The organism is Advenella mandrilli (genome assembly GCF_016595155.1).
GTDB lineage: Bacteria > Pseudomonadota > Gammaproteobacteria > Burkholderiales > Burkholderiaceae_B > Advenella > Advenella mandrilli.
Genome location: NZ_JAENGP010000004.1, coordinates 63,798 through 88,297, shown reverse-complemented (window position 1 = coordinate 88,297; position 24,500 = coordinate 63,798). Strand labels below are relative to the sequence as shown.

Genomic DNA, 24,500 nt, shown 5'->3' with positions numbered 1-24,500 from the left:
TTTTTTTATTAAGCCTGGCTGGCAGCAGGGCACTGTCAAGTGTTGCCAGCCAGGCCTTGTTTCAGGACTTTAAAAAAGTTCAGGATTGAATAAATGTTTTTAAAAAAGCCTGGGTTCTTTCTTCCTTAGGTGAAGTAAAAACCTCTTCTGGCGGGCCTTCTTCTACAATATTGCCCTTGTCAATAAAGCAGATCCGGTCGGATATTTGCCTTGCAAATTGCATCTCATGAGTAACCAACAACATGGTCAGGTCATGCTTTTCGGCCAGCCGCTGAATGACACTTAACACTTCGCCAACCAGTTCCGGGTCAAGGGCCGAGGTGGGTTCATCAAACAGCATTATATTGGGCCGGGTGGCCAGCGCCCGGGCAATGGCTACCCGTTGTTGCTGTCCGCCAGAAAGCTGGGAAGGGAATTTGTCTGCATGCTCGCTTAAGCCAACCAAGTCCAGATACTCATCCGCCAGCTCATTGGCTTCCTTTTGGGAAAGTTTGTGAACATGGATAGGGGCTTCGGTAATATTGCGCCTGACCGTCATATGCGGAAAAAGATTGAACTGCTGGAAAACCATGCTCATTTCCTTCCGCATTTGCCTGAGATGATCTTCACTCGCGGGCACCGTTTGGGCATTTTTATATTCATGCCATAAGGGTTTGCCAGCAACATGAATGATGCCGTCATCAATACTTTCAAGCGTCATTAAAATGCGCAAAATGGTTGATTTGCCTGATCCGGACGGGCCGATAATGGTGACCTTTTCATTTTTGGCGACTTCAAAATTCAATTTATCCAATATCGTGACATCGCCGAATTTTTTGGTCACATTTTCAAACTTGATGATGGCATCATTCATTTCAATGGAATTCCTTCTTTTGGCAGGCGCTTGTCCAGATACCGGATACCTGCCGAGGCTAGCAGGGTTAGCAACAGGTAAATGCCACCAACCATGGAAAGGGGGATGAGGTAGTTAAAGGTCCGGTCACCAATAATTCTGGCGACATTCAGTATTTCAAGAATGGCAATCACTGAAAGGACCGGCACATCTTTCATGATGGAAACCAGGTAATTGCCCAATGCCGGGATAATACGGGGTATGGCCTGGGGCAAAATGATAAACATGAAAGTATGCAGGGGGGTGAAATCCAGTACCCGTGAAGCTTCGGTTTGGCCATGGGGGATAGACTCCAGCCCGGCCCGGTATACTTCAGAGGTATAGGCACTGTATTGCAGGCCCAGGGCAAGAGCACCCGTCATGAAAGCTGGCAAGACAATGCCGTATTCAGGCAATACATAGTATAAGAAAAAAAGCTGAACCAGCAGGGGGGTGTCCCTGATGAATTCGGTAATGAAATACGCGGGCCAGGAAATAATGCGTAACCGGGCCCCTTTAAGTGCGGCAAGTACCAGGCCCAGTATTAATGCCACTAAAAAACCAACCAGTGTGGCCTGTATGGTAACCACCAGGCCTTTTAAAAGGATGGGCAAAATGGACCAGGCAAAAACCCAATTGTTGGCGGTGTCCCACTCTATGCCAAATAACATATTAAATTTTCCTTGTGCGCCAGCGGCTGGCGTAACGTTCAAGTATTTTCATCAGGGCGCTTAATACCAGTGCCATGCCAAAATACATAAACAGCAAAAGGGTATAAATAGTTGTGCTGTCTTGGGTGTAATTACGTAGTTGTTCGGCCCTGAAGGTCATGTCGCCCAGGCTGATAAGAGAAACCAGCGCCGTATCTTTCAGGTTCTGGATGGCAAGATTGCCAAAGCTGGGCATCATTTCAGGGATGGCCTGTGGCAAGACAATACGCCACAAGGTTTGCTTTGGCGTAAAGTCCAGTGCCTTGGCGGCCTCATATTGATTTTCAGGCACCGCTTGAAGGGCTCCGCGCACCACTTCGGCACCGTAGGCGCCAATATTAAGGCCCAGGGCGATGGTACCGGCCAGCAAGGGGGGCATGCGCAAATCCACCCCGATTGCCTGCCCCAGGATGGGCAAGGCAAAGTAAAGCCAGAACAACTGCACCAGCAAAGACGTACCACGGAAAAACTCGATAAAGCAAATTGACAGCCATCGGGTCGCGCGGTTTTCTGACAGCTTGCCAATGCCCGCCATAAACGCAACCACACCACCCAAAACGGTTGAATAAAGGGTCAGTTGCAAGGTAACCCATGCCCCGTCAAGCAAAGGATCTATATACGAGAGCAGGTTATCCATGCCGCCTTCCCTGGTTTATGCCTGTGTCATTCCGGTAATACATCACTGCAGCGTGAACTACTTGGTGCATAGCTGTGCAGTTGTTCTTTTTGGTGACTCCTGGACATCGGTTTCACTGAAGCCGTATCCGGTCAGAATGTTTTTCCATTCTTCACCTTTTTTCAATTCCAGCAGTTCTTTGTTAACCGCATCACGCAAGTCGGTAGAGGATTGGGCAAAGGTAAAGCCGCCCCAGCTTCTTACCGGGTTGCCATTAACGATAGGGTCTTTGAAACCGGTGGCTGCTTCAACCCTGTCGCTTTTGGAGGCCAGCTCACTTACCGTCAGGCTGGTTGCGGCATAAGCGGCTGCGCGCCCGGTGGAAATGGTAGAGATGGCATCTGCATTATTGGCAATGGTGACCATTCTGCTGTCGTCCACTTTCAGTGCCTGCATCATTTCAAGTTGGTCGGCACCGGCCATAATGGCGACTTTCAGCTTGTTATTGGAAAAGTCTTCATAGGCATGGATATTGTCGGGGTTGCCTTTGGCTACCAGCAGGCCTTCACCATATGAGCTGTTGGGCTCTGAAAAATGAACTTCGGTGCAACGCTGGGGCAAAATGGCCATTTCTGCGGCCACCATATCAAAACGGTCTGCTTTCAGACCTGGAATAAGGGAACCGAAATTGGTGGTAACCCAGCGGATTTCCTTGATACCCAGTTTTGCCATGATAAGTTTTGCCACATCGGGACCGGCCCCTTTGGCTTCATTGCTGGGCGTCATGTAACCGTAAGGAATTTCGTTAGCGACTGCAATCCTGATATAACCCTTATCCTGGATTTCCTTGAGGGTTGCCGCATTACTTGAAGTTGAAAATAATAAAGCGGTGGCGGTAAGAGATAACGCTGATATAAATGAAATACGTGGAGTTTTCATTATAGTCTCCTGTTTCTAAAATTTATATTTCTTATTTAAAATAATTTAAACTTGATAAAAGTATATATTTAAAATAAAAAATAGTGTGAATGGATTCCTTTTTTAGAGTAACAGAAAAGTATGCCTTATGACCGGATAAGGATGTTATGTATCCTGTCCATATGTAATAAGTAATTACAAAAGAAACAACGGTTACAACTTTTAGGCAAAAAATAAATATATAAATCAATTGCTTAGGATTTAATGAAAAAGTCATCGAATGTGTTGGTTAAGACATACATTAATTATTGCTTGTTCTAATCTATATCAAAAATTGCATAGAAAAAATTTATATTTTTTTGAATTTGTTTGATTTTTATGATTACTTAAATAAAATATTGGCTTTGTCTTTATAGATCATTTTTTATTTATTGTCAGTCAACTTGTTTGGCGCCCATATAAACATGGCTGCTCGCCAGGCAACGAATAATAGGACGCATGTGCCCGTGGCATCAATGCCGGCACATGAAAATACACTACTACACTTGTCAGAAATCATGAAATCACCTGAATTATTACTGCCTGCTGGCGGCTTTGAGCGCATGCACGCTGCTTTTGACTTTGGCGCCGATGCGGTTTATGCCGGCCAGCCCCGTTATTCATTGCGTGCACGCAATAATGAATTTGTTCGCATTGCCAAAATGCAGGAAGCGATTAACGAAGCGCATGCCCGTGGTAAAAAATTCTATGTGGCCAGCAATATATTGCCGCACAATTCCAAACTGAAAACCTACCTGGACGATATGGTGCCGGTTATGGAGATGAACCCGGATGCCATTATTATGGCTGACCCGGGCCTGATCATGAAGGTGAAAGAGCGCTGGCCCGATGCGGTGATCCATTTGTCGGTTCAGGCTAATACCACCAATTACTGGGGGGTACAATTCTGGCAAAAGCTTGGGGTGGAACGGATTATTCTTTCCCGTGAACTGTCGCTGGATGAAATTGCTGAAATCCGCCAGCAATGCCCTGATATGGAGCTTGAGGTGTTTGTGCATGGGGCCTTGTGTATTGCTTATTCCGGCCGCTGCCTGCTGTCGGGCTATTTTAATCATCGTGACCCCAACCAGGGCACCTGTACCAATGCCTGTCGCTGGGATTACAAGGTTCATGCAGCCAGTGAAAGCGACGCCGGTGATGCGCAGCTATTAAGTGGTTTTGATTTCCAGCAGGCCAAAGAAGAGGCTGACGCCAGCTTTGCCGCTTGTGGTGGGGCGAAGCGGCATCCCTTGGCTGACCAGGTTTATTTGATTGAAGAAGCCAATCGCCCGGGCCAGTTCATGCCGATTATGGAAGATGAGCACGGCACCTATATCATGAATTCCAAAGATTTACGTGCCCTTGAGCAAATAGAAAAATTGGTGAAAATCGGGGTTGACTCCCTTAAGGTGGAAGGCCGTACCAAATCAATTTATTACGTGGCACGGGTTGCGCAAACCTATCGTAAGGCGATTGACGACGCGATTGCCGGCCGTCCTTTCAACCCCGAATTGCTGGCTGACCTGGACGGCTTGGCCAACCGTGGCTATACGCCCGGTTTCCTTGAATTGCACCAAACCCAGGATTACCAGAATTACTTGCACGGCTATTCCATTTCCAAACAAAGCCAGTTTGCCGGCCTGGTGACTGAAGTGGATGAAAATGGCTGGGCCACGATTGATGTTAAAAACAAGTTCTCGGTAGGTGATACGCTTGAAATTATTCATCCGAAAGGCAACCGCCTGATCAAGCTGGAAACCATACAAAAAAATGGTGAGACAATAGAAGTGGCGCCGGGGAATGGCATTTTGGTAAAAATTCCCGGTATGCAGGGCCAGGAAAAGGCTTTGCTGGCACGTATTATTAACCCTGCCGGCTAAAAGGGCAGTCAAATTAAATCCCGCTAATTTTATTTAGCGGGATTTTTTTCTGCTCTGGTTAGATAGATGGCCGGCAGGGCTTGTTATTGTTATCCTGCGTGTTTTATCCGCTTACCGAACTACCTTTATTAATGAAACATTGGCAACCTTGGCATCTTGCTTTTGTATTTTTCCCAAAACAAAAATGGCCAGGCCGCCTAGCAGGGCCGGGATGGCTAAAATGCTCATGATGCCTTCAATACCCAGGTTCAAAGACATTAACCAGCCGCCTATGATAGAGCCGAATACAGAACCGCTTCGGCCAACCGCATTGGCCCAGCTGACACCGGTTGAGCGGCAATGGGTTGGATAATAAGAAGAACAGAAGGCGTTCATGCCAACCTGGCAACCACTAATGGTAATGCCCAGGCCAAAGATGGCAATAACCAGCATCGACAGGTTTGATGAAGCCTGGCCGCACAGAATAAGAAATACGGCACCCAGTACATAGGCCAGAGTCAGGATTTTGCTGGCCCCTACGCGATCCATCAGGAAGCCAAGCAGGATGGCCCCCGCGGTTCCGCCAATCTGGAAGACAGAGGTAATTAACGAGGCTTTTTGCAACGATGCGCCAGTATTGGTTAACAGGGTTGGCATCCAGCTGGAAAACAGGTAAATAATGACTAGGCTCATGAAATAGCTAATCCAGATCAGGATAGTACCTTTTGCGTACTGAGGACTGAATAAATCCCTGATACTGACGTTGCTACGTTCTTGTGCATTGGCGACCAGCGTGGGAGTTGAGAGGTGGGGAGCAATACGTTTAATGGTTTTATTGATTTTTTTCTGGTCATGCTTTTTAAGCACCATGAAACGTAATGATTCGGGCAGGTATAAGATTAAAAAGGGTAAGAGCAATAAGGGTAGAACACCGCCCAGGATTAAAATGCCATGCCAGTCTATCAGCGTTAGCAATTGTGCCGAAACCAGGCCTCCCAATGCGGAGCCCAATGTAAACCCGCAAAACATAAGGGTTACCAGGGTGGAACGGGTTTTGCTTGGGCAGTATTCGGAAGTAATGGTAATGGCATTGGGCATGGCACCACCCAAACCAAGCCCGGTAATAAAACGAAGCACAATCAGTGTTGTCATGTCAGGAGAAAAGCCGGAAACAAGACTGGATAAACCGAAAACAAATACTGACCAGATAAGGACCGGTTTACGGCCATATTTATCAGCCAACGGGCCAAAAAAAAGTGCTCCGGTCATTAGTCCAAATAAGCCTGCACCAAATAGGGGGGCAAGATCAGTCGGTGACAATTGCCATTGTGCTTTGAGGGCAGGCGCAATAAAACCGATGGCTGCAGTATCAAAACCATCAATGGCAACAACCAGAAAGCATAGTGCCAATATAAGTTTTTGGGTAAATGAAAATGGAATTTTATCTATGAACTGTTGAGCATCCATAGCGGTGTCTTGTGACATGCCGTCACTCCTATGCGTATATATGATTTATAGTAAAAAATGGATTTTTGAGTGGTACAGGAGTTGCCGGGACGGTTGTTTGGCTGGCGTTGTATCAGGAATTAGCTGATGCAGATCAATGGCCTGGCGATTAATTTTTGTTAATATATCTATCCCTCAAAAAGTAATGATACTGTAACAATTACTTGATTAATCAACTATATGGGTATTTGAATAGTCTTTATTATTATATTTAATATGTGATTTTTATAAACAAAAAAATCGGTTGCGATAATCGCAACCGATTGATTTTATTGTGATTTTATTTTTTCATATTAAAATATGATATTTATATGAAAAAAAGATATAAGTGTTTTTACTAGGTTACTTAACTGCAACAGTAATAGGTTTGAGCCCGTCAATCGTGGCAACCATCGTATCACCCGCCACTACGGCGCCCACACCTTCAGGTGTACCTGTCATGATCAGGTCGCCTTCTTTCAGTTCAAACAGGGTAGAAAGATTGGCAATGGTTTCTGCTACAGACCAGATCAAATGTGTCACATTGCTTTTCTGGGTGGTTTTTCCATTAACCGTCAGGTGAATGTCACCATTGTTCAGTTCACCGGTTTTCGCGATAGGGGTAATTTCACCAATAGGGGCAGAGTAATCAAACGCTTTACCGATTTCCCATGGACGGCCTGCTTCACGCATTTTCATTTGCAGGTCACGACGGGTCATATCCAGGCCAACCGCATAACCAAAGATATGTTTGGCAGCGTCTTCAACAGAAATATCTTTACCACCTTTGCCAATCGCCACAACCAGTTCAATTTCATGGTGGTAGTTACCGGTTTGAACAGGGTAGGGGATTTCTACGGTTTTGCCATCGGCAACAGGAACGATAGATTCTGCATCGTTAGGTTTGCAGAAGAAAAATGGTGGTTCACGATCAGGATCAAAACCCATTTCACGAGCGTGGGCAGCATAGTTGCGTCCTACGCAGTAAATACGGCGTACAGGAAAAAGGTCTTCAGATTCGCTAACAGGAATACCGACAGTTTTCATCGGTTCAAATACGTAAGACATGTTAAGTTCCTTCCTTGTTAATGTCAGGGTTTTAAAGATTTTTAAGGGTTACAGTTTACAGGATTACAGGGTAAGCCTTTGTAACAAGGCTTACCCTGTAATTTTCAGTAATGGAAAATTATGGCTACCAAGCTGCAGGATAGTTTTGTGCTGCATCAAGGCAGTTGGAAACGTTCCAGCCATACAGCCATTCCATGGCATCGTAGAATCGTTCGGTAGAACGGCCACGCCACAGATCATTGCGAATCATGCGTTGAACACCTTCTGCATGATAAAGGCGTCCCATTTCACGTGAAGATAAAACAATACGGGCCGTTCTGGCGACACGGGCACGCTGGTACAAATCAAATGCCTTTTCAATGTCATTGTCACAAGTGCGCAGAGCTTCACCCAGTGTAACGGCATCTTCCATGGCCATGCAGGCACCTTGTGCCATGTATTGCGTGGTTGGGTGTGCTGCGTCTCCAAGCAGGGTGGCACGGCCATGAGTCCAGTTACTAATGGGCTCGCGGTCTGCGGTAGACCAGCGTTTCCATGATTTTGGCAATGAGAGCAGTTGTTTGGCTTTGGGGCAAATATCGGTAAAGTAGCTTAATACTTCTTCACGGCTGCCATCCTTAACACCCCAGACTTCCTGCTCGCGGCTGTGGAAGGTAACCACAACATTGTATTGTTCACCACCACGTAGCGGATAGTGAACCAGGTGGCCTTTGGGAGCTGCCCACAAACTTGCCGCATTCCAGCGCAGGTCTTCGGGGAAATCTTCTTTGTCAACAACAGCACGATAAACCACATGACCGGTTACCAGTGCGGGGTCACCGACATATTTTTCACGAACCACAGATTTTCCGCCATCAGCGGCAATCAGGGCCTGGCCTGTGTATTTATTGCCGTTGGTGTCGGTAACAGTAACGGTTTTGCCGTCCTGTTCGATACCTTCAATACGTGTATTGGTATGGATTTGAACCTCACCGGTTTCCTGTGCCCCTTCCACCAGAGAAGAGTGGATGTCGGCACGGTGGATAACGGCATAGGGGTTGCCAAAACGCTTGCGGAAATTTTCGTCGGTAGGGATTTTGCCAATGACGTATTCATTCAAGGCATCATGCATGACCATGTAGTCGGTATACACGGCACGTGAACGGGCCTTGTCTCCGATGCCCAGCGCATCAAAGGCATGAAAGGCGTTAGGGCCCAACTGGATGCCTGCCCCGATCTCACCAATTTCAGGGGCCTGTTCAAACAGTTTTACCTTGAATCCCTGGCGTACCAATGCCAGTGCTGCGGCAAAGCCTCCAATGCCACCGCCAGAGATAAGAATAGGTAATTGTTCCATTTTTTAGTTTCCTTTAATATAGTAGTTTTATAAACTGAATTATTTATTGTTTGGGCGTTCAGAATAAAGACCCAGTTTTTTCTGTACCGGAGACTCGTCAGCAATAAAGATAAAAGTAGGCTGGTCACTGTTTTTGTTGACCAGGGTGACTGGTGCAAAACATGGGACGCAGCTTGTATCTGCTTGCTTCATATTGAAGTTGTTATCGGTGGTCTGGATTTCTACCTGGCCTTCAATCACGTGGAAGACCATGGCACTGGAGCGTAAAGGTAGGGTCAGTGTTTCATTGGGACGTAGCATTAATGAAGAAAAGCCAATGATATTCTGGCAGTCTGAGCCGGTTTCAGGATTAATATAAGTAACCTGGATAGATTTTGCATCGGGCTGGCTTGCGGCCATGTTTTCCAGTGCTTTACGTGCATCTTTCCAGGCAAAACGCAGCAGTGGGTTTGTTGGGTTCTGGCGTGTAAAGACCGGTGTGGGCACAATACCGGGGCCGTAAGCAGTATTGGCGGCAACACCGTTAATATCCTGGTGCTCACCAAAGGGTTCTACGTAGGAAGCTTCCATGAAGTAAACCAGTGGCAGGTCAAGAACGTCCAGCCATACAACAGGTTCTGTGCCTTCATGAGAGTGTTCGTGCCACATGCCGGTAGGTGTCAAAATCAGGTCACCACGCTCCATTGGGCATTTCTGTCCGTTAACGGTGGTGTAGGCATCATTGCCTTCCACAATCATGCGAATCGCGTTGGGGGTGTGTCGGTGTGAAGGCGCCCACTCACCTGGCAGCAATAATTGCATGCCTAAATACATCACTGGCGTGGCACGCATGTTTTCCAGACCATGACCCGGGTTGGACAGAACCAGTACACGGCGCTCGGCTTTTTCGATGGGTGTCAAATCACCTGCTTGCATCAAGAGCGGACGCAGTGTGTCGTATGGCCACATAATCGGCTTGGTTTTAGGCTGCGGGGTTTCAGGTGGCAAAACATCGCGCAGGCTGGGCCACAACGGTACCAGGTTCAGTTTTTCAAGGTTATCCCTGTATTCCTGGGGCAAGTCTTCAAGTTTGGCTAATTGATCCACGATAATATCCTCATAAATAGTGATAAATTTTTTTGATTCTTTTGATTATTGTTAATGAAAATAACTGCAATTTAAATTTAACAAGCTTGAGCTATTTCATCCATACAATAATGTATATAATCTGTATTATAAAAATTAATAACACTAGGGACGATAATCATTAAAAATCAGGATGAATACTGTAAGGGCAGGAAAGAAATGAAAGATTCAGGAAAAATGGATATTCGTCAGTTACAGATTTTTCATGAAATTAATCGTGAAAAAAGTGTTTCCAAAGCCGCGGAAAATCTTGGAATGGGTCAGCCGGGCGTTAGCATAGAATTGAATAAGCTCAGAAAGCATTTTAATGACCCCCTGTTTGTTAGGGTAGGCAATACGATGCAGGCGACGACAGTGGCCGAATCCCTGGCTGGGCACATTACCGACTTGCTGGATAAATGGAAGCGTATTGCAGAATTTACTGAAGAGTTTGATCCAGCTACCTCAACCCGGGGCTTTACCATTAGCATGATGGATATCAGCCATATAGAAATATTACCCCGGCTGGTTGCGTATCTTCATGAAAACGCACCAAATATTGCGCTTGAAATTGTACCCATCACACCCGAAACACCCATGTATATGTCTAACGGTGCCATAGATCTGGCCATTGGCTTTGTACCGCAACTTAAGGCCGGTTTTTACCAGCAGACATTGTTTCGTCAGCAGTATGAATGCCTGGTTAGCAACCAGCATCCCCGCATACAGGATAATCTAAGCCTGGAAGATTTTGAGCGTGAAGGCCATGTCGTATTTTATCATCAGGGAACCGGTCATTCCATTTTAGAGCAGCAAATCAAACGGTTGGGCATAAAGCGCAATATTTATCTGCAGCTTTCATCATTTTTAGGCCTGGGGTTACTAATAGAGAAGTCAGATTTGATCACCAGTATTCCCACACGCTTAAGCAATATGTTCACGCGCAACCCCAATCTGCGTTCTTATGCCTTGCCATTTGAATCTCCCCGCTATGCAATCAGGCAGCATTGGCATGCCCGGTTTCACCAGGACGCAGGCAGTCGCTGGCTTAGAAAAATTATCTACGAATTTTTCAATACCTCCGACAGCAATAACTCACCCAACGAGTGATGGGTGATTTTTTATGTCAATCTCCTGCTTTGCGGGATTGGCGGTAAATGCCTTGTAGCTTTTATCCCTGTATACACTAAAAGGCCAAATGGCATGTGCCAGGGCTTCTTTTTCCAGGGCTTCATCCAGCAGGGATGGCTGGAATATATCGGGTGCCTGATAAGTAAACTGCGTCGCTTGCTTATGCGGGTCCAGTACTAGCAGTTGATCCGCCTTCAGGTAACCATAGCGGTTATCATATTGCATCATGGCCCGATTGGGGTTTTGCTTTGTCAGGTCTTGGCCAATCATGGGATGGATGCAAGAAACACCTGCCAGGCTAAGTAGGGTAACCGGTAAGTCAATCTGACTGATTATCCGCTCATCAAGGCGGGGGGTAATGCCTGCGCCCAATATCAACGCCGGGATATGGAAGTGTTTCAGGGGAATCAATTCGGCGCCAAATACGCGCGAATCATGATCGGCAACCACCAGAAACACAGTGTCCTGCCAGTAATCACGGGTTTTGGCGGTTTCAAAAAACTGCCCCAGGGCATGATCGGCATAGCGTACGGTATTTTCTACACTGGCAGGCTCGTCCTGGGGATGGATGCGGCCTGCCGGATATTCCCACGGAGAATGGTTGGAAACACTAAAAGCCAGGGTAAGAGTGGGCTGGTTGCTGCCTATATCCTCTTGCAGCAGGCGATCCAGTTGATTGAACATGTCTTCATCACTGTAACCCCAGGTGCCCTTGAATTGGGGATCTTTGAATAAAGGACCGTCAATCACTTCCTTAAAACCATTACCCAGGAAAAAGCCTTTCATATTATCGAAATGGGCCTCTCCACCATACAGAAAGCGGGAATGGTAATTATATTGCTGGCCCAATGCTTCGGCTATGGTAAAAAAACCGGTTTGGGCATTGGGCAACTTGAAGACGGATTGTGTGATTGTAGGCGGAAATCCGGCCGACAACGCTTCAAGCCCGCGCACCGAGCGGGTTCCGGTTGCATAGGCCTGTAGAAAACCCCAGCCTTCCTGATATAGGCGGTCCAGGTTGGGCGTCAGGCAGTTGCCACCCAGGGTTTGAACATATTGGGCACCCAGGCTTTCTTCAACAATAATGACAATATTCTTGGGGGAGCCTGAGTGATTGCTGGCTATTTGTTGATGCAGGGTGGCAATCGTACCGGCATCCATGCCAGGTTTAATACCCGCCGATTCGCACACCAGCCGGTTAATTGTTTCAGCTGGCATTTTGCCATAAACCGCTTCGGCCGACATTTCGTATTTCATGGCGTAAATGGCGTATAAAAGACTATAAATGGAATTCAGTGCAAGGCTGTTCACCAAGCCATCGCCGGCAAAGGCAACGGTTGACGGATTGATGGGCCTTTTTTTTAATGTGCCACGAATACACAGGAAAGAAACCAGAGCATAAGAAAATGATTCGATAATCCTGAGCCAGACAGGGCCAAGAGGCGCCGGGGCAAAGTTGAAAAAAAGATAGTTGGCCATGGTTGCCATGCAGGCAAAGAGCAGCAGCCCGGCGGCCAGCATCCCTTTATAACCGCGCCACAGCATGCCAAAAACCTCTTTGGGGTGTTTCAGGTATTCAACAAACAGGCGGTTGGGGCGGGTATCGTATTCAGTAATAAATTGGGGGGTGGCAATTTCCATGAATGCAGACAACAGCCACCAGAAAGTAAACCACACAGCGGTAATGGCAAGAAACAGGGTATTGTTTTCCAGCCATGGCATGAGCAGGGCGGGCACCGAGGCATAGGTGGCTATTTGGTTAAGGTCTATGCGTAAACCACCCTTAAGAATGGGCCACAGTCCCTTTGCTTGCTGTACCCTTTGATATTGCCAGGCAATAAACAAAAGACGACTGAAGGTAAACAGGGTAAACAAGGCAAAAATAAAGCTAATTAACTGGATTCTCAAAACATACCTGCATGACAAATCCTGACATGGATTCAGGAGGAATTATTGTGGGTTTGGTCATGTGTGCATGGTAGGCTGAATGTCGTCAAGTAAATATCAATTAAATATCAAGAAAATATCAAAATGGCCGGATGTCCGCACTGGCAAACGGTTCAGGCGCGTGCATGGATTTGGCACTCTGGCGGCAAATAGGTTTCCTGATGACAGGATGGGAATATAATGAGTTTTTTGAACCCATTAAAATTCAAGTATTAAAAAATGAGTATTGCCCAATCTTTGCAAACATCTTCCGGTAACCATCACGACGTTCGCGTCCCGCCCTTGCCAAAAGTCATGCTGGAGCCTGTTGTTCGCATGGCCTTGCTGGAAGATCTTGGCAGGGCAGGCGATTTAACCAGCGACAGTATTATTCCGCCACAAACCCAAACAACTATGAATTTGGTTGCCCGCCAGGGCGGGGTTCTGGCGGGCCTTGACCTGGCCTGCCTGGCCTTCCGGATTATTGATGAAAACATCAAGATAGCGCTCCATCGTAACGATGGTGCCCGTTTGAATCCAGGCGATCTTATTGCCAGCATTTCCGGTCCGGCCGGTGCCATTCTTACGGCAGAGCGCACGGCACTTAATTTTCTGGGTCATTTAAGCGGAGTGGCAACCGCAACGGCAACCATTGCCGATGCCATTCGCGAATATGGCACCAAGGTTACCTGCACGCGTAAAACCCTGCCAGGTTTGCGTGCCTTGCAAAAATATGCGGTGCGGGTTGGTGGAGGCAGTAACCACCGCTTTGGCCTGGATGATGCCGTTTTAATCAAGGACAATCATATTGCCGTGGCCGGCAGCTTGCGCGAAGCCGTACTTAGGGCGCGTGCCGGTGTTGGTCATATGGTGCAGATTGAACTGGAAGTGGATACCCTGGAACAATTGGCCGAAGCGCTTGAGTTGGGCGTTAATGTGATACTGTTGGATAACATGAATCCTGACATGCTGAAAAAAGCGGTTGCCATGGTTGACGGGCGAGCGGTTACCGAAGCTTCCGGCAGTATCAATGCGCAAACCGCGCCTGCCATCGCACAAACGGGGGTAAACCTGATTGCGGTTGGCTGGATTACCCATAGCGTGGCTGTTTTTGATTTCGGGCTTGATGCTGTCGAATAGCCCAATACTGTAAGGAACCTGTCTGTTATGTCAAGCCAAGCCGTGTTGTATATTATTCAGATGGGGGCACCACCCGAAAGTTTGCGATCGGTTTATGGTGATCAATGGGAGTGGTTTCAATCTGCGCTGGCAAAAACCCCCACGTCTTTTCCGCTGGATATACGTATTACCAGACCCGATCTGGACGAACCGCTGCCAGAACCCGGCTCTTTTGATGTGGCGGTTATTAGCGGGTCCTGGTGCATGGTAACAGACCGGCTTGACTGGAGTGAACGTACCGCAGAATGGATTCGTCAGGTAATCGTGCAACATCAGCCCTTGTTGGGGGTATGCTATGGTCATCAGTTAATGGCACATGCCTTGGGCGGGGTAGTGGACTATCACCCTGATGGCCCCGAAATAGGCAGCATAAGCATTACCCTGAACCCGGCAGGTCAGGCAGACCCGTTTTTTACCGGGTTCCCGCAGCAGTTCCGGGCTCATTTAACGCATGAACAAAGCGTGCTGCAGGTGCCTTCCGGGGCGACCGTGCTGGGTTCGTCCGGGCATGACCCCAACCAGATCATCCGCTATACAAAGAATGCCCTCTCGGTACAATTTCATCCCGAATTCTTCGAGGCATTGATGCGGCATATTATTGTCGGTAAAAAGAAGTTGCCACCAGAACAAAAAGCCTTCCTGCTGGATGCGGTTGTTGACACGGCATGGTCCAAAAAAATACTTCAGCAATTTGTTGGGTTGTTCATTTGAATTAAACCTTTTCCATGGTTTACTTGCGCAAAAACGCCGCCCTGTTTGGGTGGCGCTTTTGTTTTGAACCGGGTTAACGCATTTCAAAGGCTTCCTGATGGAAGGTGAATTTGCCATGCCACCATTTTTTCAGCTTGGTTTTGATACTGTTTGCCAGGCTGGTTGGGCCACAGTACCAAATTGAGGTGCTGCTTTTTTTTCCCAGTGTTTGGGCCAGTTTTTGGGCACTTAAACGTTCTCCTTTTTCACTTTGATGAACATGCAACCTGACTGATGGCAGCGTTTCGCACAGTTGCAGGATGCGTTTGATGAAAGGATCATTATCGGCATTTCGTACGCAATAATGCAAATCGGTTGAAGGAATATTGCCTGGCGACTTCTGGCAGTCTTCCAGCCATGAAAGAAACGGGGTAATACCAATGCCACCAGCAATCATGGTTTGGTGCGAACCGGTATCAAGTTGGCTTAGATCAAAGCAGCCATAGGGGCCTTCAGCCTTGATTTTTTGGCCTACTGTGATTTTTCCGGATAATTGACGCGTATAGTCCCCCAGCGCCTTAATCTGAAAACTGATGTGTTTGTCACTGCCCGGTGCACTGGAAATGGTGAACGGGTGAGCACCTTCATGGTGGTCAAACGTCAGGAAGGCAAATTGTCCTGCGTGGTGTTCTTTCCATGAGGTATCCATTTTGCAGGTGACTTCTGTAATGCCCGTATTATGAGCCTGAATGGACGTTATGGTGCCCGTTGATTGGCGGGGCTTGCCCACCATGCCTGCCAGGGAAATAACGCTGGCTATACAAGCCGGTATAAACAGGATGACAAGCAATATGCCAAGGGGTTGCATCCAGTAGTTGGCCGGTGCCAGTACAATTGTGTGAAAGACCAGTAGCAGATAGAAAACCGGCATTACTTTATGAATATAACGCCAGAATTTATAGGGAAATTTTTTCCACAGGGTGAGCACCAGCATGATAAGCAGGGCATAGACAATTAATTCGCCACTGTCTTTGGCAAAAGAACGGAACATGGCGGCAAACTCGGTAAGATCGCCTTTGGGAGGGCGCCCTGTTTTACCAATCCAGGATTTAATCAGGTCGCTGGACATGTCAAGCAGCCAGTGCAGCCCGGCTGCACTAATGCCTAAAATTCCCGCCCATTTGTGCAGGCGGTACATTTTATCCATGCCGCCCAGCGGCTTTTCAAGCCAGGCTGGGCGAATGGAAAGCACCATGACCAGCGACATAAGTGCAATGGCCCACAAACCGCTTAAATAAAGTCCCTGCCTTTGTATTAACCACGGCAAGTCTCCCTGTACAGGCGGGTGCAGATAAAACACATCATAGCCCCATGCCAGCGTAATGATTGACACAAAAGAAATTAGTCGTGTTTTCATGAGTAACCTTTAAGGTGATTGTTCAAGACAGGGATTAATCGATTTCATCAATCGCTATTTGTTTTTTGTTTTGGTGTTGATGATTTCTCCACTATTTGGATCAAATTTGAGTTGCAGGCGTTGATTCTCCTGGTTCCGTGCCTTGACTTCATAGACATTGTCATCCAACTCAATTTCAGTAATGTTGGTATAGCCGGCTGCTTCCACCTTGTCGTAAATTTGCTTGATCGTCAGCCGTGACTGGGCGGGGGCGGTCTGTACTTGAGCCGTATCGGTTTGGGCCAAGGCGGTATTAAGGGCAGCACCAGAAAAAATCAGGCTGGAACCAAGGGTAAGGGCAGTTAATAAACGAGTTGTTTTCATGGTCATTCTCCGTAGTTTGGATATGATCGGTATTGATCATGAACGTATTATGCATGTGGGTAAATGAACCGGATCTGAAGCCTTTGTTCATGTACCGTTCATCTTCCTTGTGATATAAAGAATTTAATTATTAATGAGTCCAAACGTAGGAGACGCCATGACAGGAAGGAAGTTTTATAACGGAATGCTGGGTGGCTTGCTGGCTTGTGCCATGTTGCTGTCCACGCAGGCTTATGCTGATTCCAATGATCATGAGCTGGCACGCCAGGCATTGGCTGAAGGCAAGATTATGCCTTTGCGTACGGTGCTGGAAAAAATGGAAAAAGAGTTTGGCGGCCAGGTCGTCAAGATCGAGTTCGAGCATGACGATGATGATGATAAAAACCGTTGGTTTTATGAAATCAAGCTGCTTCAGGATTCGGGCAACATGCTTAAATTGCTGGTAGATGCCGAAGATGGCAAAGTCCTTAAGAAAAAGGGTAAAACACTTCATGAAAACAGGCAGGAAAAAGACTGATGCGAATATTGGTTGTGGAAGATGAGCCTACGCTATCCTCTCAGTTGAAGGAAACGCTGACTGAAGCCGGCTACGTGGTTGATGTGGCTATGAACGGCAAAGACGCCTGGTTTATGGGGGAAGTGGAAACATTTGATTTGGCAGTTCTTGATCTGGGCCTGCCATTAATGGATGGTATTTCAGTTTTGAAAAAATGGCGTGACGCCGCTCTTGATATGCCTGTTCTAATATTAACGGCACGGGACAACTGGCATGAGAAAGTCATGGGTATTGATGCCGGTGCCGATGACTATATGACCAAACCTTTTCATATGGAAGAGCTGCTGGCAAGAGTCAGGGCTTTGCTGCGGCGTACCGGTGGTCATACCAATGCGATTCTTAAAAACGGCCCCATAGAGATGGATACGCGTAATGCCAGGGTAAGCGTTAATGGCGTGACGCTTTCCTTAACCAGCCATGAATTCAAGGTATTGGAGTATTTCATGCACCACCCGGCAGAAGTGATCTCCCGTTCTATCCTGACCGAACATATTTATGCCCAGGATGCAGACCGCGACTCCAACACGATAGAGGTTTTTATTGCCCGCCTGCGCAAGAAATTGCCGTCCGGAACGATCGAAACGGTACGTGGCATGGGTTATCGCTTGGCTTAGAAAAAATGAACGCACGCAAAACCGCACGCTCATTCTGGTCCTCATTAAGGTTTCGCCTGCTGGCGGGCACGCTGGCTTGGGTCTTACTGACTATCGTTGTGGCCGGTTGGGGCCTTAATAGCCTGTTCCAGCAGCATATAATGCAGCAGGTCAGGGCAGAGCTGACCTTGCATCTTAATCAGTTGCTGTCTTTCGTGGCGGTTGATGCCAATGGCAACGTTAGTGTTCCACACGAACTTAGCGACGCACGGTTTAGCCAGCCCTTATCGGGTCTTTACTGGCAAATAGATCAACAAGATAGCCATGAACAGACAGAAAAAACGGGGCTGTTGCGTTCTCGTTCTCTTTGGGACAATGTTTTACCTACAAAAGGTATTGGCAGCGCCCGTGCAGCGCTGCAGGATTTTACGATCACAGATACTGAGGGCAGTGTGCTAAACGCGGTGGGGCGGATTATTCAGCCCGAAGAAGAATCATCATCTCCCTTGCGTCTGGTTGTGGCTATTAACCATGATATTGTCGCATTGCCTGCCGAACGTTTTCGTAATATGTTGATGCTGGCTTTATCGGTGCTGGCCGCAGGCCTTATGGTGGCAGTAACAACACAGGTAATATTGGGGTTGCGTCCTTTTGGTAAACTCCGGAAAAGCCTGACAGATGTTCATGAGGGCAAGACTTTACACATTAAAGGTGATTTTCCGGCCGAACTCGAGCCATTAGTGAGTGATTTTAACAAGGTTCTGGATGTGAATGCCAAGGTGATTGAAAGGGCAAGAACACAGGCAGGTAACCTTGCGCATGCTGTCAAAACTCCCCTGGCGATATTGTCCAACGCGGCCGCTAAAGAACAGACTTCATTTTCCACCCTGGTCCAGGAACAGGTTGCCCTGGCACAACGCCAGGTAAATTATCATTTAGCCAGGGCCAGGGCGGCAGCCGCCATGCAGGCAAGCAGCAGCCGTACACCAGTAAAAAAATCGCTCGAAGCCCTTATCAGGGTGATGCAGCGATTGCATGCGGAGCGTGACCTTGATATAAAACTGCACCTGCCAGAAGAGGCGTGCCTATTCAGGGGAGAAGAACAGGACTTTCAGGAAATGCTTGGCAATGTACTGGATAATGCCTGCAAATGGGCCCGTCATGAAATTATCGTAGCGGTTGGTGCCGATCAGGATGAAGTCATCATTACGATTGACGATGATGGCAAAGGCTTACCAGAAATCCAAAAAGACCAGATTTTTCAACGAGGGATAAGGGCGGATGAAAAGATACCAGGCACCGGATTAGGGCTGGATATTGTTCGTGACCTTACCGATCTGTATCACGGTACGGTCATGACAGCCACTTCTCCTTTGGGCGGATTACGGGTGATATTGCGTTTACCCTCTGCTAACTTGGGGTTAAAACATTAAATTGCAATAATGTTCTGATATAGTATAACTATGTGACAGTCATATTCGTTATAGTTAAAACTAAACTTGTTTATAAAAACAATAAATTATACATATTGGCTATAGGGGGTTATACTGATCACATATTAAGTTTTCTAACCCAACAAACAAGGAAGAAATAAATGTCATTAATCAATACAGAAATCAAACCTTTCAGCGCAACCGCTTACCATAACGGCAAATTCATTGACGTTAACCAGGACAGCCTGAAAGGCAAATGGTCTGTTGTCGTGTTCTACCCTGCTGACTTTACATTTGTTTGCCCTACAGAACTGGAAGACCTGGCTGATCACTACGCAGAATTCCAGAAAATGGGTGTTGAAATATATGCGGTATCTACCGATACACATTTCTCACACAAAGCATGGCATGATACTTCTGACGCCATTGCTAAAGTCCAGTACCCAATGATTGGTGACCCAACCCACGTATTGGCTAACAACTTTGAAGTTCTGATTGCAGAAGAAGGTGTTGCGTTGCGCGGTACATTCGTTATCAATCCAGAAGGCCAAATCAAAGTAATGGAAGTTCACGATAACGGTATTGGCCGTGATGCCTCTGAACTGCTGCGTAAAGTGAAAGCTGCCCAGTACGTAGCTGCTCACCCAGGTGAAGTTTGCCCAGCCAAATGGGAAGAGGGTGCTGCTACATTGACTCCTTCACTGGACCTGGTTGGTAAAATTTAATTAACTGCCTATTTAGTCAGTAAATTACCGCGACCCGAATATTTATTCCTGGTTGCAAGGTTCGGGCTTTGCCCGAACCTTATCCCCCAAAGTTAAATAAATCAAGATCCGGAGAGTTCATCATCATGTTAGATGCAAATATCAAGACACAATTAAAAACTTACCTGGCAATGGTTTCCCAGCCAATCGAAATTGTTGCTTCACTGAATGATGGCGCTAAATCGAAGGAACTGAAAGAATTATTGCAGGAAATCGCTGCTGTTTCAGACCGTGTTACCTTAAACGAGCAAGGCACTGATTCACGTAAGCCTTCATTTACCATTAATCGCCCCGGAACCGATATCAGCGTTCAATTTGCCGGTATTCCGATGGGCCACGAATTCACTTCACTGGTACTTGCCCTGTTGCAGGTCGGTGGTCATCCCATTAAACTGGATGAAGCCGTCATTGAGCAAATCCGTAACCTGGATGGCGATTACCAGTTTGAAACTTATTTTTCACTGTCATGCCAAAACTGTCCGGACGTTGTCCAGGCATTAAACGTCATGTCAATTATCAACCCGCGCATCAAGCACGTGGCTATTGATGGCGCCTTGTTCCAGGAAGAAGTTGACAGCCGTCAGATTATGTCTGTACCTACCATGTTTTTGAATGGTGAGTCTTTTGGTCAGGGTCGTTCCAGTGTCGAAGAAATTCTGGCAAAACTGGATACCAATGCAGGTAGCCGCAAAGCAGAAGAGCTGAATGCCAAGGACCCTTTTGACGTCTTGGTGATTGGTGGTGGTCCTGCCGGCGCTGCCGCAGCCATTTATGCCGCTCGTAAAGGGATTCGCACCGGTGTTGCTGCAGAACGTTTTGGTGGTCAGGTATTGGATACCATGTCTATCGAAAACTTTATTTCTGTTCAAGAAACCGATGGCCCCCGTTTTGCTGCCCAGCTCGAAGAGCACGTACGTAGCTATGACGTTGATATCATGAACCTGCAACGCGCAGAACAACTGATTCCTGGCGATAAGGAAATTTCTGTCAGGATGGAAAACGGCGCGGTTCTGAAAAGTAAAACCGTTATTCTGGCAACCGGTGCCCGCTGGCGCAATATTAATGTTCCTGGCGAACAGGAATACCGCACCAAAGGTGTGGCTTATTGCCCGCACTGTGATGGTCCTTTGTTTAAAGGCAAACGGGTTGCTGTTATTGGTGGCGGTAACTCTGGCGTTGAAGCGGCCATTGACCTGGCCGGTGTGGTTGCCCATGTGACCCTGATTGAGTATGGCGATCAGCTGCGTGCCGATGATGTGTTGCAACGCAAACTGCGTAGCTTGCCTAACGTTGACATCATTATGTCTGCCCAAACCACCGAGATTCATGGCGACGGTACCAAGGTAAATGGTCTGTCTTATAAAGACCGCACCACAGACACCATCAAAAAAGTAGACCTGGAAGGCGTGTTTATCCAGATTGGTCTGGTACCCAATACCGAATGGTTGAAAGGCACCGTTAACTTAAGCAAGTATGGTGAAATAGAGATTGATGCCAAAGGCCAGACATCGGTTCCCGGTGTATTTGCAGCCGGTGACGTAACCACGGTACCTTACAAGCAAATTGTGATTGCGATTGGTGAAGGTGCCAAAGCGTCTTTAAGTGCTTTCGATCATCTTATCCGTACTTCAGTGACCGAAGAAGAAACCGCAACTGAGAGTGCGGCTGCGTAAGAACAGATAGTTTAAATATAGTAGGGTTTGAAATGGCACGTAAATAATACGTGCCATTTTTTTTAACTCAAAAAGCTAACTGTTTACGTGCCATTTCAACAATTGCCTGTGCATTGACACCAAAATGTTGGCGTAATTCTGCTCGCGTATCACTGCGGCCAAAACCGTCTGTGCCCAAGGTGGTGTATTGTCGATCAGCAGGAATATAAGCACGAATCGATTCAGGTAACATCCTGACGTAGTCGCTTGCCGCAATAATGGGGCCCTTGCTATTTTGTAATTGCGCTTCAATAAAAGGCGTGAGCGGCTGGCCGGAAGGGCAGGTATCAACTTCGCTACGCTGACCGTCACGGGCCAGTTCTGTCCAGCTGGTGATGCTGAAAACATCACACGCTATGCCATGGGAGGACAGTTCTTCGGCGGCGGCCAGTACTTCGGTAAGAATGGCACCGGAACCCAGCAAGGTTACGCAATTTTTTCCTTGAGGGCCGGGCACCGACTGTGCCGGGTAATGTCTGAAATGATAGCCGCCTTTAAGAATGTTTTCTCGCATTTCCGGCTTTAGGGAAGGCTGTGGATAGTTTTCATTCATGACGGTAATGTAATAAAACACATCTTTTTGCTCCGTCATCATTTCCTTCGTGCCTTGTTCAATAATAACGGCCAGTTCACCCGCAAAAGCCGGGTCATAGGATTTGCAATTTGGAATGGTGGCAGACCAGATATGGCTGGAACCATCCTGGTGTTGCAAGCCTTCGCCACCAAGAGTGGTTTTGCCTGACGTAGCACCAATCAGGAAACCGCGCGGGCGTTGGTCGGCCGCGGCCCAGATCAGGTCTCCAATACGCTGAAAACCGAACATAGAATAATAAATATAAAAAGGCAACATGGGTGTACCATGAGCACTATAGCTGGTTGCCGCAGCCACCCAGCTGGAAATGGCACCTGCTTCACTAATGCCTTCTTCAAGAATTTGGCCATCAAGTGCTTCACGATAACTCAGGATAGAACCGATATCTTCGGGCTCATACTGTTGGCCTACACTAGAGTAAATACCCACCTGCTTGAACAGGTTGGCCATGCCGAAAGTGCGTGCTTCATCAGCGACAATGGGAACAATCCGCTGACCAATTTCCTTGTCTTTCAAAAGGTTGCCCAGCATGCGCACAAAAGCCATGGTGGTGGACATGCTTTTGTTCTCAGCTTGCAAGGCAAAACCTGCCCATTGCTCTACAGGAGAAACCTGGAAAACCGGTGCATTGGTATGGCGCTTGGGTAAATAACCACCCAGTTTTTCACGTTGTGCATGCAAATAGCGGATTTCTTCGCTGTTTTCATCGGGTCGGTAAAATTCCAGGTTAAGGGTTTGCTCATCGCTTAACGGCAAATTGAAACGATCCCTGAAGGCAATCAAATCAGTATCCCCGAGTTTTTTCTGTGAATGGGTGGTCATCTTCCCTTGGCCAGCATTGCCCATCCCGTAACCTTTTTTGGTATGGGCCAGAATAACCGTGGGCTGCCCCTTATGACTGGCGGCAGCCGCGTAAGCAGCATAAATTTTGACGATATCATGGCCGCCACGTCGCAGCCTGTCTATTTGTTCATCACTCATGCCCTCAACCAGATGTTGAAGTGCTTCATTTTGTCCGAAAAAATGGTCCCGGTTAAATGCACCATCGTTGGCAGCAAAGGTTTGCATTTGTCCATCAACGGTTTCGCCAAGGGCTTTTGTCAAGGCTCCCGTAATATCTCTGGCAAATAAAGGGTCCCAGTCGCTACCCCATAAAACCTTGATGACATTCCAGCCTGCACCGGTAAACAATTTTTCAAATTCTGTGATGACTTGGCCATTACCACGAACCGGGCCATCAAGACGCTGCAGATTACAATTGACGACCCAGATCAGGTTGTCCAGTTTTTCACGGGCCGCTAGTGTAAGCGCGCTCATGGATTCGGGCTCATCCATTTCTCCGTCACCAAAAATACCCCATACTTTGCGGTTTTCGCAGTTTTGCAACTGACGATGCGTCAAATAATGCATGAAGCGGGCCTGATAAATGGAGCTGATGGGGCCAATACCCATTGAGCCGGTGGGGAATTGCCAGAAATCAGGCATCAGGTAGGGGTGAGGATAGCTGCATAAGCCTTGTGCATCTTCACGGCTGGCACGTAATTCTTGCCTGAAAAAGCTTAAATCCTTTTCAGTCAGGCGATTCTCAAGAAAGGCGCGTGAATAAACACCCGGGGCACTGTGAGGCTGGAAAAACACCAGATCGCCTTTCTGACCGTTCTCTGACTGTTCACGAGCTTTGAAAAAGTGATTGAAGCCAACTTCAAACAAATCGGCGGCACTGGCGTAACTGGCAATATGTCCGCCTAACTCACCATAAGCACTATTGGCCCGAACCACCATGGCCAAAGCATTCCAGCGTATCAAGGCACCAATTTTTTCTTCTATCTGAAGGTTACCGGGATAGGTAGGCTGCTTATTAAGAGAAATGGTATTCACATAGGTATACTGATTGGCGGGGATAGCCTGCTGCTTCCAGCTTATTTGTAATTGTTGAGCTTGAACAGAAAGTTCATTCAGGATAAAGGCGGCTCGCTCATGACCATGAGTGGTAACCAGTGAATGAAGCGAGTCTTTCCATTCTTCGGTTTCTTCGGGATCAATATCCCTTTGCAAAAAATTATTCATCATTTTCTCAATGTTTTTGGGTAATGGGGCATTCATACGATTCCCTCCTTTTTTGTTGGCCATTTATTTTG

Annotated in this window: 21 protein-coding genes; 9 read left to right on the top strand and 12 right to left on the bottom strand. The window is 47.2% G+C overall.

The features are described 5' to 3' along the window. Nucleotides 1–79: 79 nt before the first annotated feature. The 4 genes from ehuA to ehuB are packed head-to-tail and all read right to left on the bottom strand — an operon-like array spanning nucleotide 80 to nucleotide 3,136. Nucleotides 80–853 (bottom strand): ectoine/hydroxyectoine ABC transporter ATP-binding protein EhuA, encoded by a 774-nt coding sequence (gene ehuA, locus JHL22_RS04830; RefSeq protein ID WP_234041118.1) that lies wholly within the window; start codon nucleotides 851–853, stop codon nucleotides 80–82. After that, nucleotides 850–1,542, bottom strand: coding sequence for an ectoine/hydroxyectoine ABC transporter permease subunit EhuD (ehuD, locus tag JHL22_RS04825; protein ID WP_200234511.1), 693 nt, complete (start codon nucleotides 1,540–1,542; stop codon nucleotides 850–852). Before ehuD ends, ehuA begins: the two co-directional genes overlap by 4 nt. 1 nt (nucleotide 1,543) lies before the next feature. Next, complete coding sequence (ehuC, locus tag JHL22_RS04820) at nucleotides 1,544–2,218, bottom strand: ectoine/hydroxyectoine ABC transporter permease subunit EhuC (RefSeq protein ID WP_200234509.1); 675 nt, start codon at nucleotides 2,216–2,218, stop codon at nucleotides 1,544–1,546. A gap of 57 nt (nucleotides 2,219–2,275) precedes the next feature. Then, a complete protein-coding gene (ehuB, locus tag JHL22_RS04815; protein WP_200234507.1) occupies nucleotides 2,276–3,136 on the bottom strand; it encodes an ectoine/hydroxyectoine ABC transporter substrate-binding protein EhuB in 861 nt (286 codons plus the stop codon). A gap of 536 nt (nucleotides 3,137–3,672) precedes the next feature. Here ehuB and trhP point away from each other — a divergent pair. Beyond that, nucleotides 3,673–5,034, top strand: coding sequence for a prephenate-dependent tRNA uridine(34) hydroxylase TrhP (gene trhP / locus JHL22_RS04810; RefSeq protein WP_200234505.1), 1,362 nt, complete (start codon nucleotides 3,673–3,675; stop codon nucleotides 5,032–5,034). A 111-nt stretch (nucleotides 5,035–5,145) separates the two neighbouring features. Here trhP and JHL22_RS04805 read toward each other — a convergent pair whose 3' ends face one another. The 4 genes from JHL22_RS04805 to JHL22_RS04790 all read right to left on the bottom strand — a co-directional run bounded on the left by JHL22_RS04805 (nucleotide 5,146) and on the right by JHL22_RS04790 (nucleotide 9,988). Then, complete coding sequence (locus JHL22_RS04805; RefSeq protein WP_200234503.1) at nucleotides 5,146–6,498, bottom strand: MFS transporter; 1,353 nt, start codon at nucleotides 6,496–6,498, stop codon at nucleotides 5,146–5,148. 363 nt (nucleotides 6,499–6,861) lie between these two features. Continuing rightward, complete coding sequence (locus JHL22_RS04800) at nucleotides 6,862–7,566, bottom strand: fumarylacetoacetate hydrolase family protein (RefSeq protein WP_200234501.1); 705 nt, start codon at nucleotides 7,564–7,566, stop codon at nucleotides 6,862–6,864. Between the two features lie 124 nt (nucleotides 7,567–7,690). After that, nucleotides 7,691–8,902 carry a 3-hydroxybenzoate 6-monooxygenase gene (locus JHL22_RS04795; protein WP_200234499.1) on the bottom strand — a complete coding sequence of 404 codons (1,212 nt, stop codon included), beginning with the start codon at nucleotides 8,900–8,902 and terminating at the stop codon, nucleotides 7,691–7,693. Between the two features lie 39 nt (nucleotides 8,903–8,941). Then, the gene (locus JHL22_RS04790) at nucleotides 8,942–9,988 is read right to left on the bottom strand and encodes a cupin domain-containing protein (RefSeq protein WP_200234497.1); all 1,047 of its coding nucleotides are present in this window, start codon (nucleotides 9,986–9,988) and stop codon (nucleotides 8,942–8,944) included. 198 nt (nucleotides 9,989–10,186) lie between these two features. Between JHL22_RS04790 and JHL22_RS04785 the strand changes: the two genes are divergently transcribed. Continuing rightward, nucleotides 10,187–11,116, top strand: a complete 930-nt coding sequence (locus JHL22_RS04785) for a LysR family transcriptional regulator (protein WP_200234495.1) — start codon at nucleotides 10,187–10,189, stop codon at nucleotides 11,114–11,116. Here the strand turns inward: JHL22_RS04785 and JHL22_RS04780 are convergent. After that, the gene (locus JHL22_RS04780) at nucleotides 11,102–13,045 is read right to left on the bottom strand and encodes an LTA synthase family protein (protein ID WP_200234493.1); all 1,944 of its coding nucleotides are present in this window, start codon (nucleotides 13,043–13,045) and stop codon (nucleotides 11,102–11,104) included. The two genes, JHL22_RS04785 and JHL22_RS04780, sit on opposite strands and share 15 nt — an antisense overlap. Before the next feature lie 258 nt (nucleotides 13,046–13,303). Between JHL22_RS04780 and nadC the strand changes: the two genes are divergently transcribed. Together nadC and JHL22_RS04770 are read left to right on the top strand one after the other, a co-directional pair. After that, nucleotides 13,304–14,203 (top strand): carboxylating nicotinate-nucleotide diphosphorylase, encoded by a 900-nt coding sequence (nadC, locus tag JHL22_RS04775; RefSeq protein WP_200234491.1) that lies wholly within the window; start codon nucleotides 13,304–13,306, stop codon nucleotides 14,201–14,203. A gap of 27 nt (nucleotides 14,204–14,230) precedes the next feature. After that, nucleotides 14,231–14,953 (top strand): glutamine amidotransferase, encoded by a 723-nt coding sequence (locus JHL22_RS04770; protein ID WP_200234489.1) that lies wholly within the window; start codon nucleotides 14,231–14,233, stop codon nucleotides 14,951–14,953. A gap of 73 nt (nucleotides 14,954–15,026) precedes the next feature. Here the strand turns inward: JHL22_RS04770 and JHL22_RS04765 are convergent, their stop codons facing one another. Then, nucleotides 15,027–16,349, bottom strand: a complete 1,323-nt coding sequence (locus JHL22_RS04765) for a ferredoxin reductase family protein (RefSeq protein ID WP_200234487.1) — start codon at nucleotides 16,347–16,349, stop codon at nucleotides 15,027–15,029. A gap of 54 nt (nucleotides 16,350–16,403) precedes the next feature. Further along, entirely contained in the window at nucleotides 16,404–16,712 is a 309-nt protein-coding gene (locus JHL22_RS04760; protein WP_200234485.1) for a PepSY domain-containing protein, read from the bottom strand. 157 nt (nucleotides 16,713–16,869) lie between these two features. Between JHL22_RS04760 and JHL22_RS04755 the strand changes: the two genes are divergently transcribed. The 5 genes from JHL22_RS04755 to ahpF all read left to right on the top strand — a co-directional run bounded on the left by JHL22_RS04755 (nucleotide 16,870) and on the right by ahpF (nucleotide 21,731). Further along, on the top strand, nucleotides 16,870–17,229 hold the full coding sequence (locus JHL22_RS04755; protein ID WP_329610636.1) for a PepSY domain-containing protein: 360 nt from the start codon (nucleotides 16,870–16,872) through the stop codon (nucleotides 17,227–17,229). Beyond that, nucleotides 17,229–17,882, top strand: a complete 654-nt coding sequence (locus tag JHL22_RS04750; protein WP_200234483.1) for a response regulator transcription factor — start codon at nucleotides 17,229–17,231, stop codon at nucleotides 17,880–17,882. Before JHL22_RS04755 ends, JHL22_RS04750 begins: the two co-directional genes overlap by 1 nt. Nucleotides 17,883–17,887: 5 nt before the next feature. Beyond that, a complete protein-coding gene (locus JHL22_RS04745; protein WP_200234481.1) occupies nucleotides 17,888–19,294 on the top strand; it encodes a sensor histidine kinase in 1,407 nt (468 codons plus the stop codon). A 161-nt stretch (nucleotides 19,295–19,455) separates the two neighbouring features. Then, on the top strand, nucleotides 19,456–20,019 hold the full coding sequence (ahpC, locus tag JHL22_RS04740; protein ID WP_200234479.1) for an alkyl hydroperoxide reductase subunit C: 564 nt from the start codon (nucleotides 19,456–19,458) through the stop codon (nucleotides 20,017–20,019). 125 nt (nucleotides 20,020–20,144) lie between these two features. Then, a complete protein-coding gene (gene ahpF / locus JHL22_RS04735; RefSeq protein ID WP_200234477.1) occupies nucleotides 20,145–21,731 on the top strand; it encodes an alkyl hydroperoxide reductase subunit F in 1,587 nt (528 codons plus the stop codon). A 67-nt stretch (nucleotides 21,732–21,798) separates the two neighbouring features. Here the strand turns inward: ahpF and mdeB are convergent, their stop codons facing one another. After that, nucleotides 21,799–24,465: an alpha-ketoglutarate dehydrogenase gene (gene mdeB / locus JHL22_RS04730; RefSeq protein ID WP_200234474.1), complete on the bottom strand. Its 2,667-nt coding sequence runs from the start codon at nucleotides 24,463–24,465 to the stop codon at nucleotides 21,799–21,801. Between the last annotated feature and the right edge of the window lie 35 nt (nucleotides 24,466–24,500).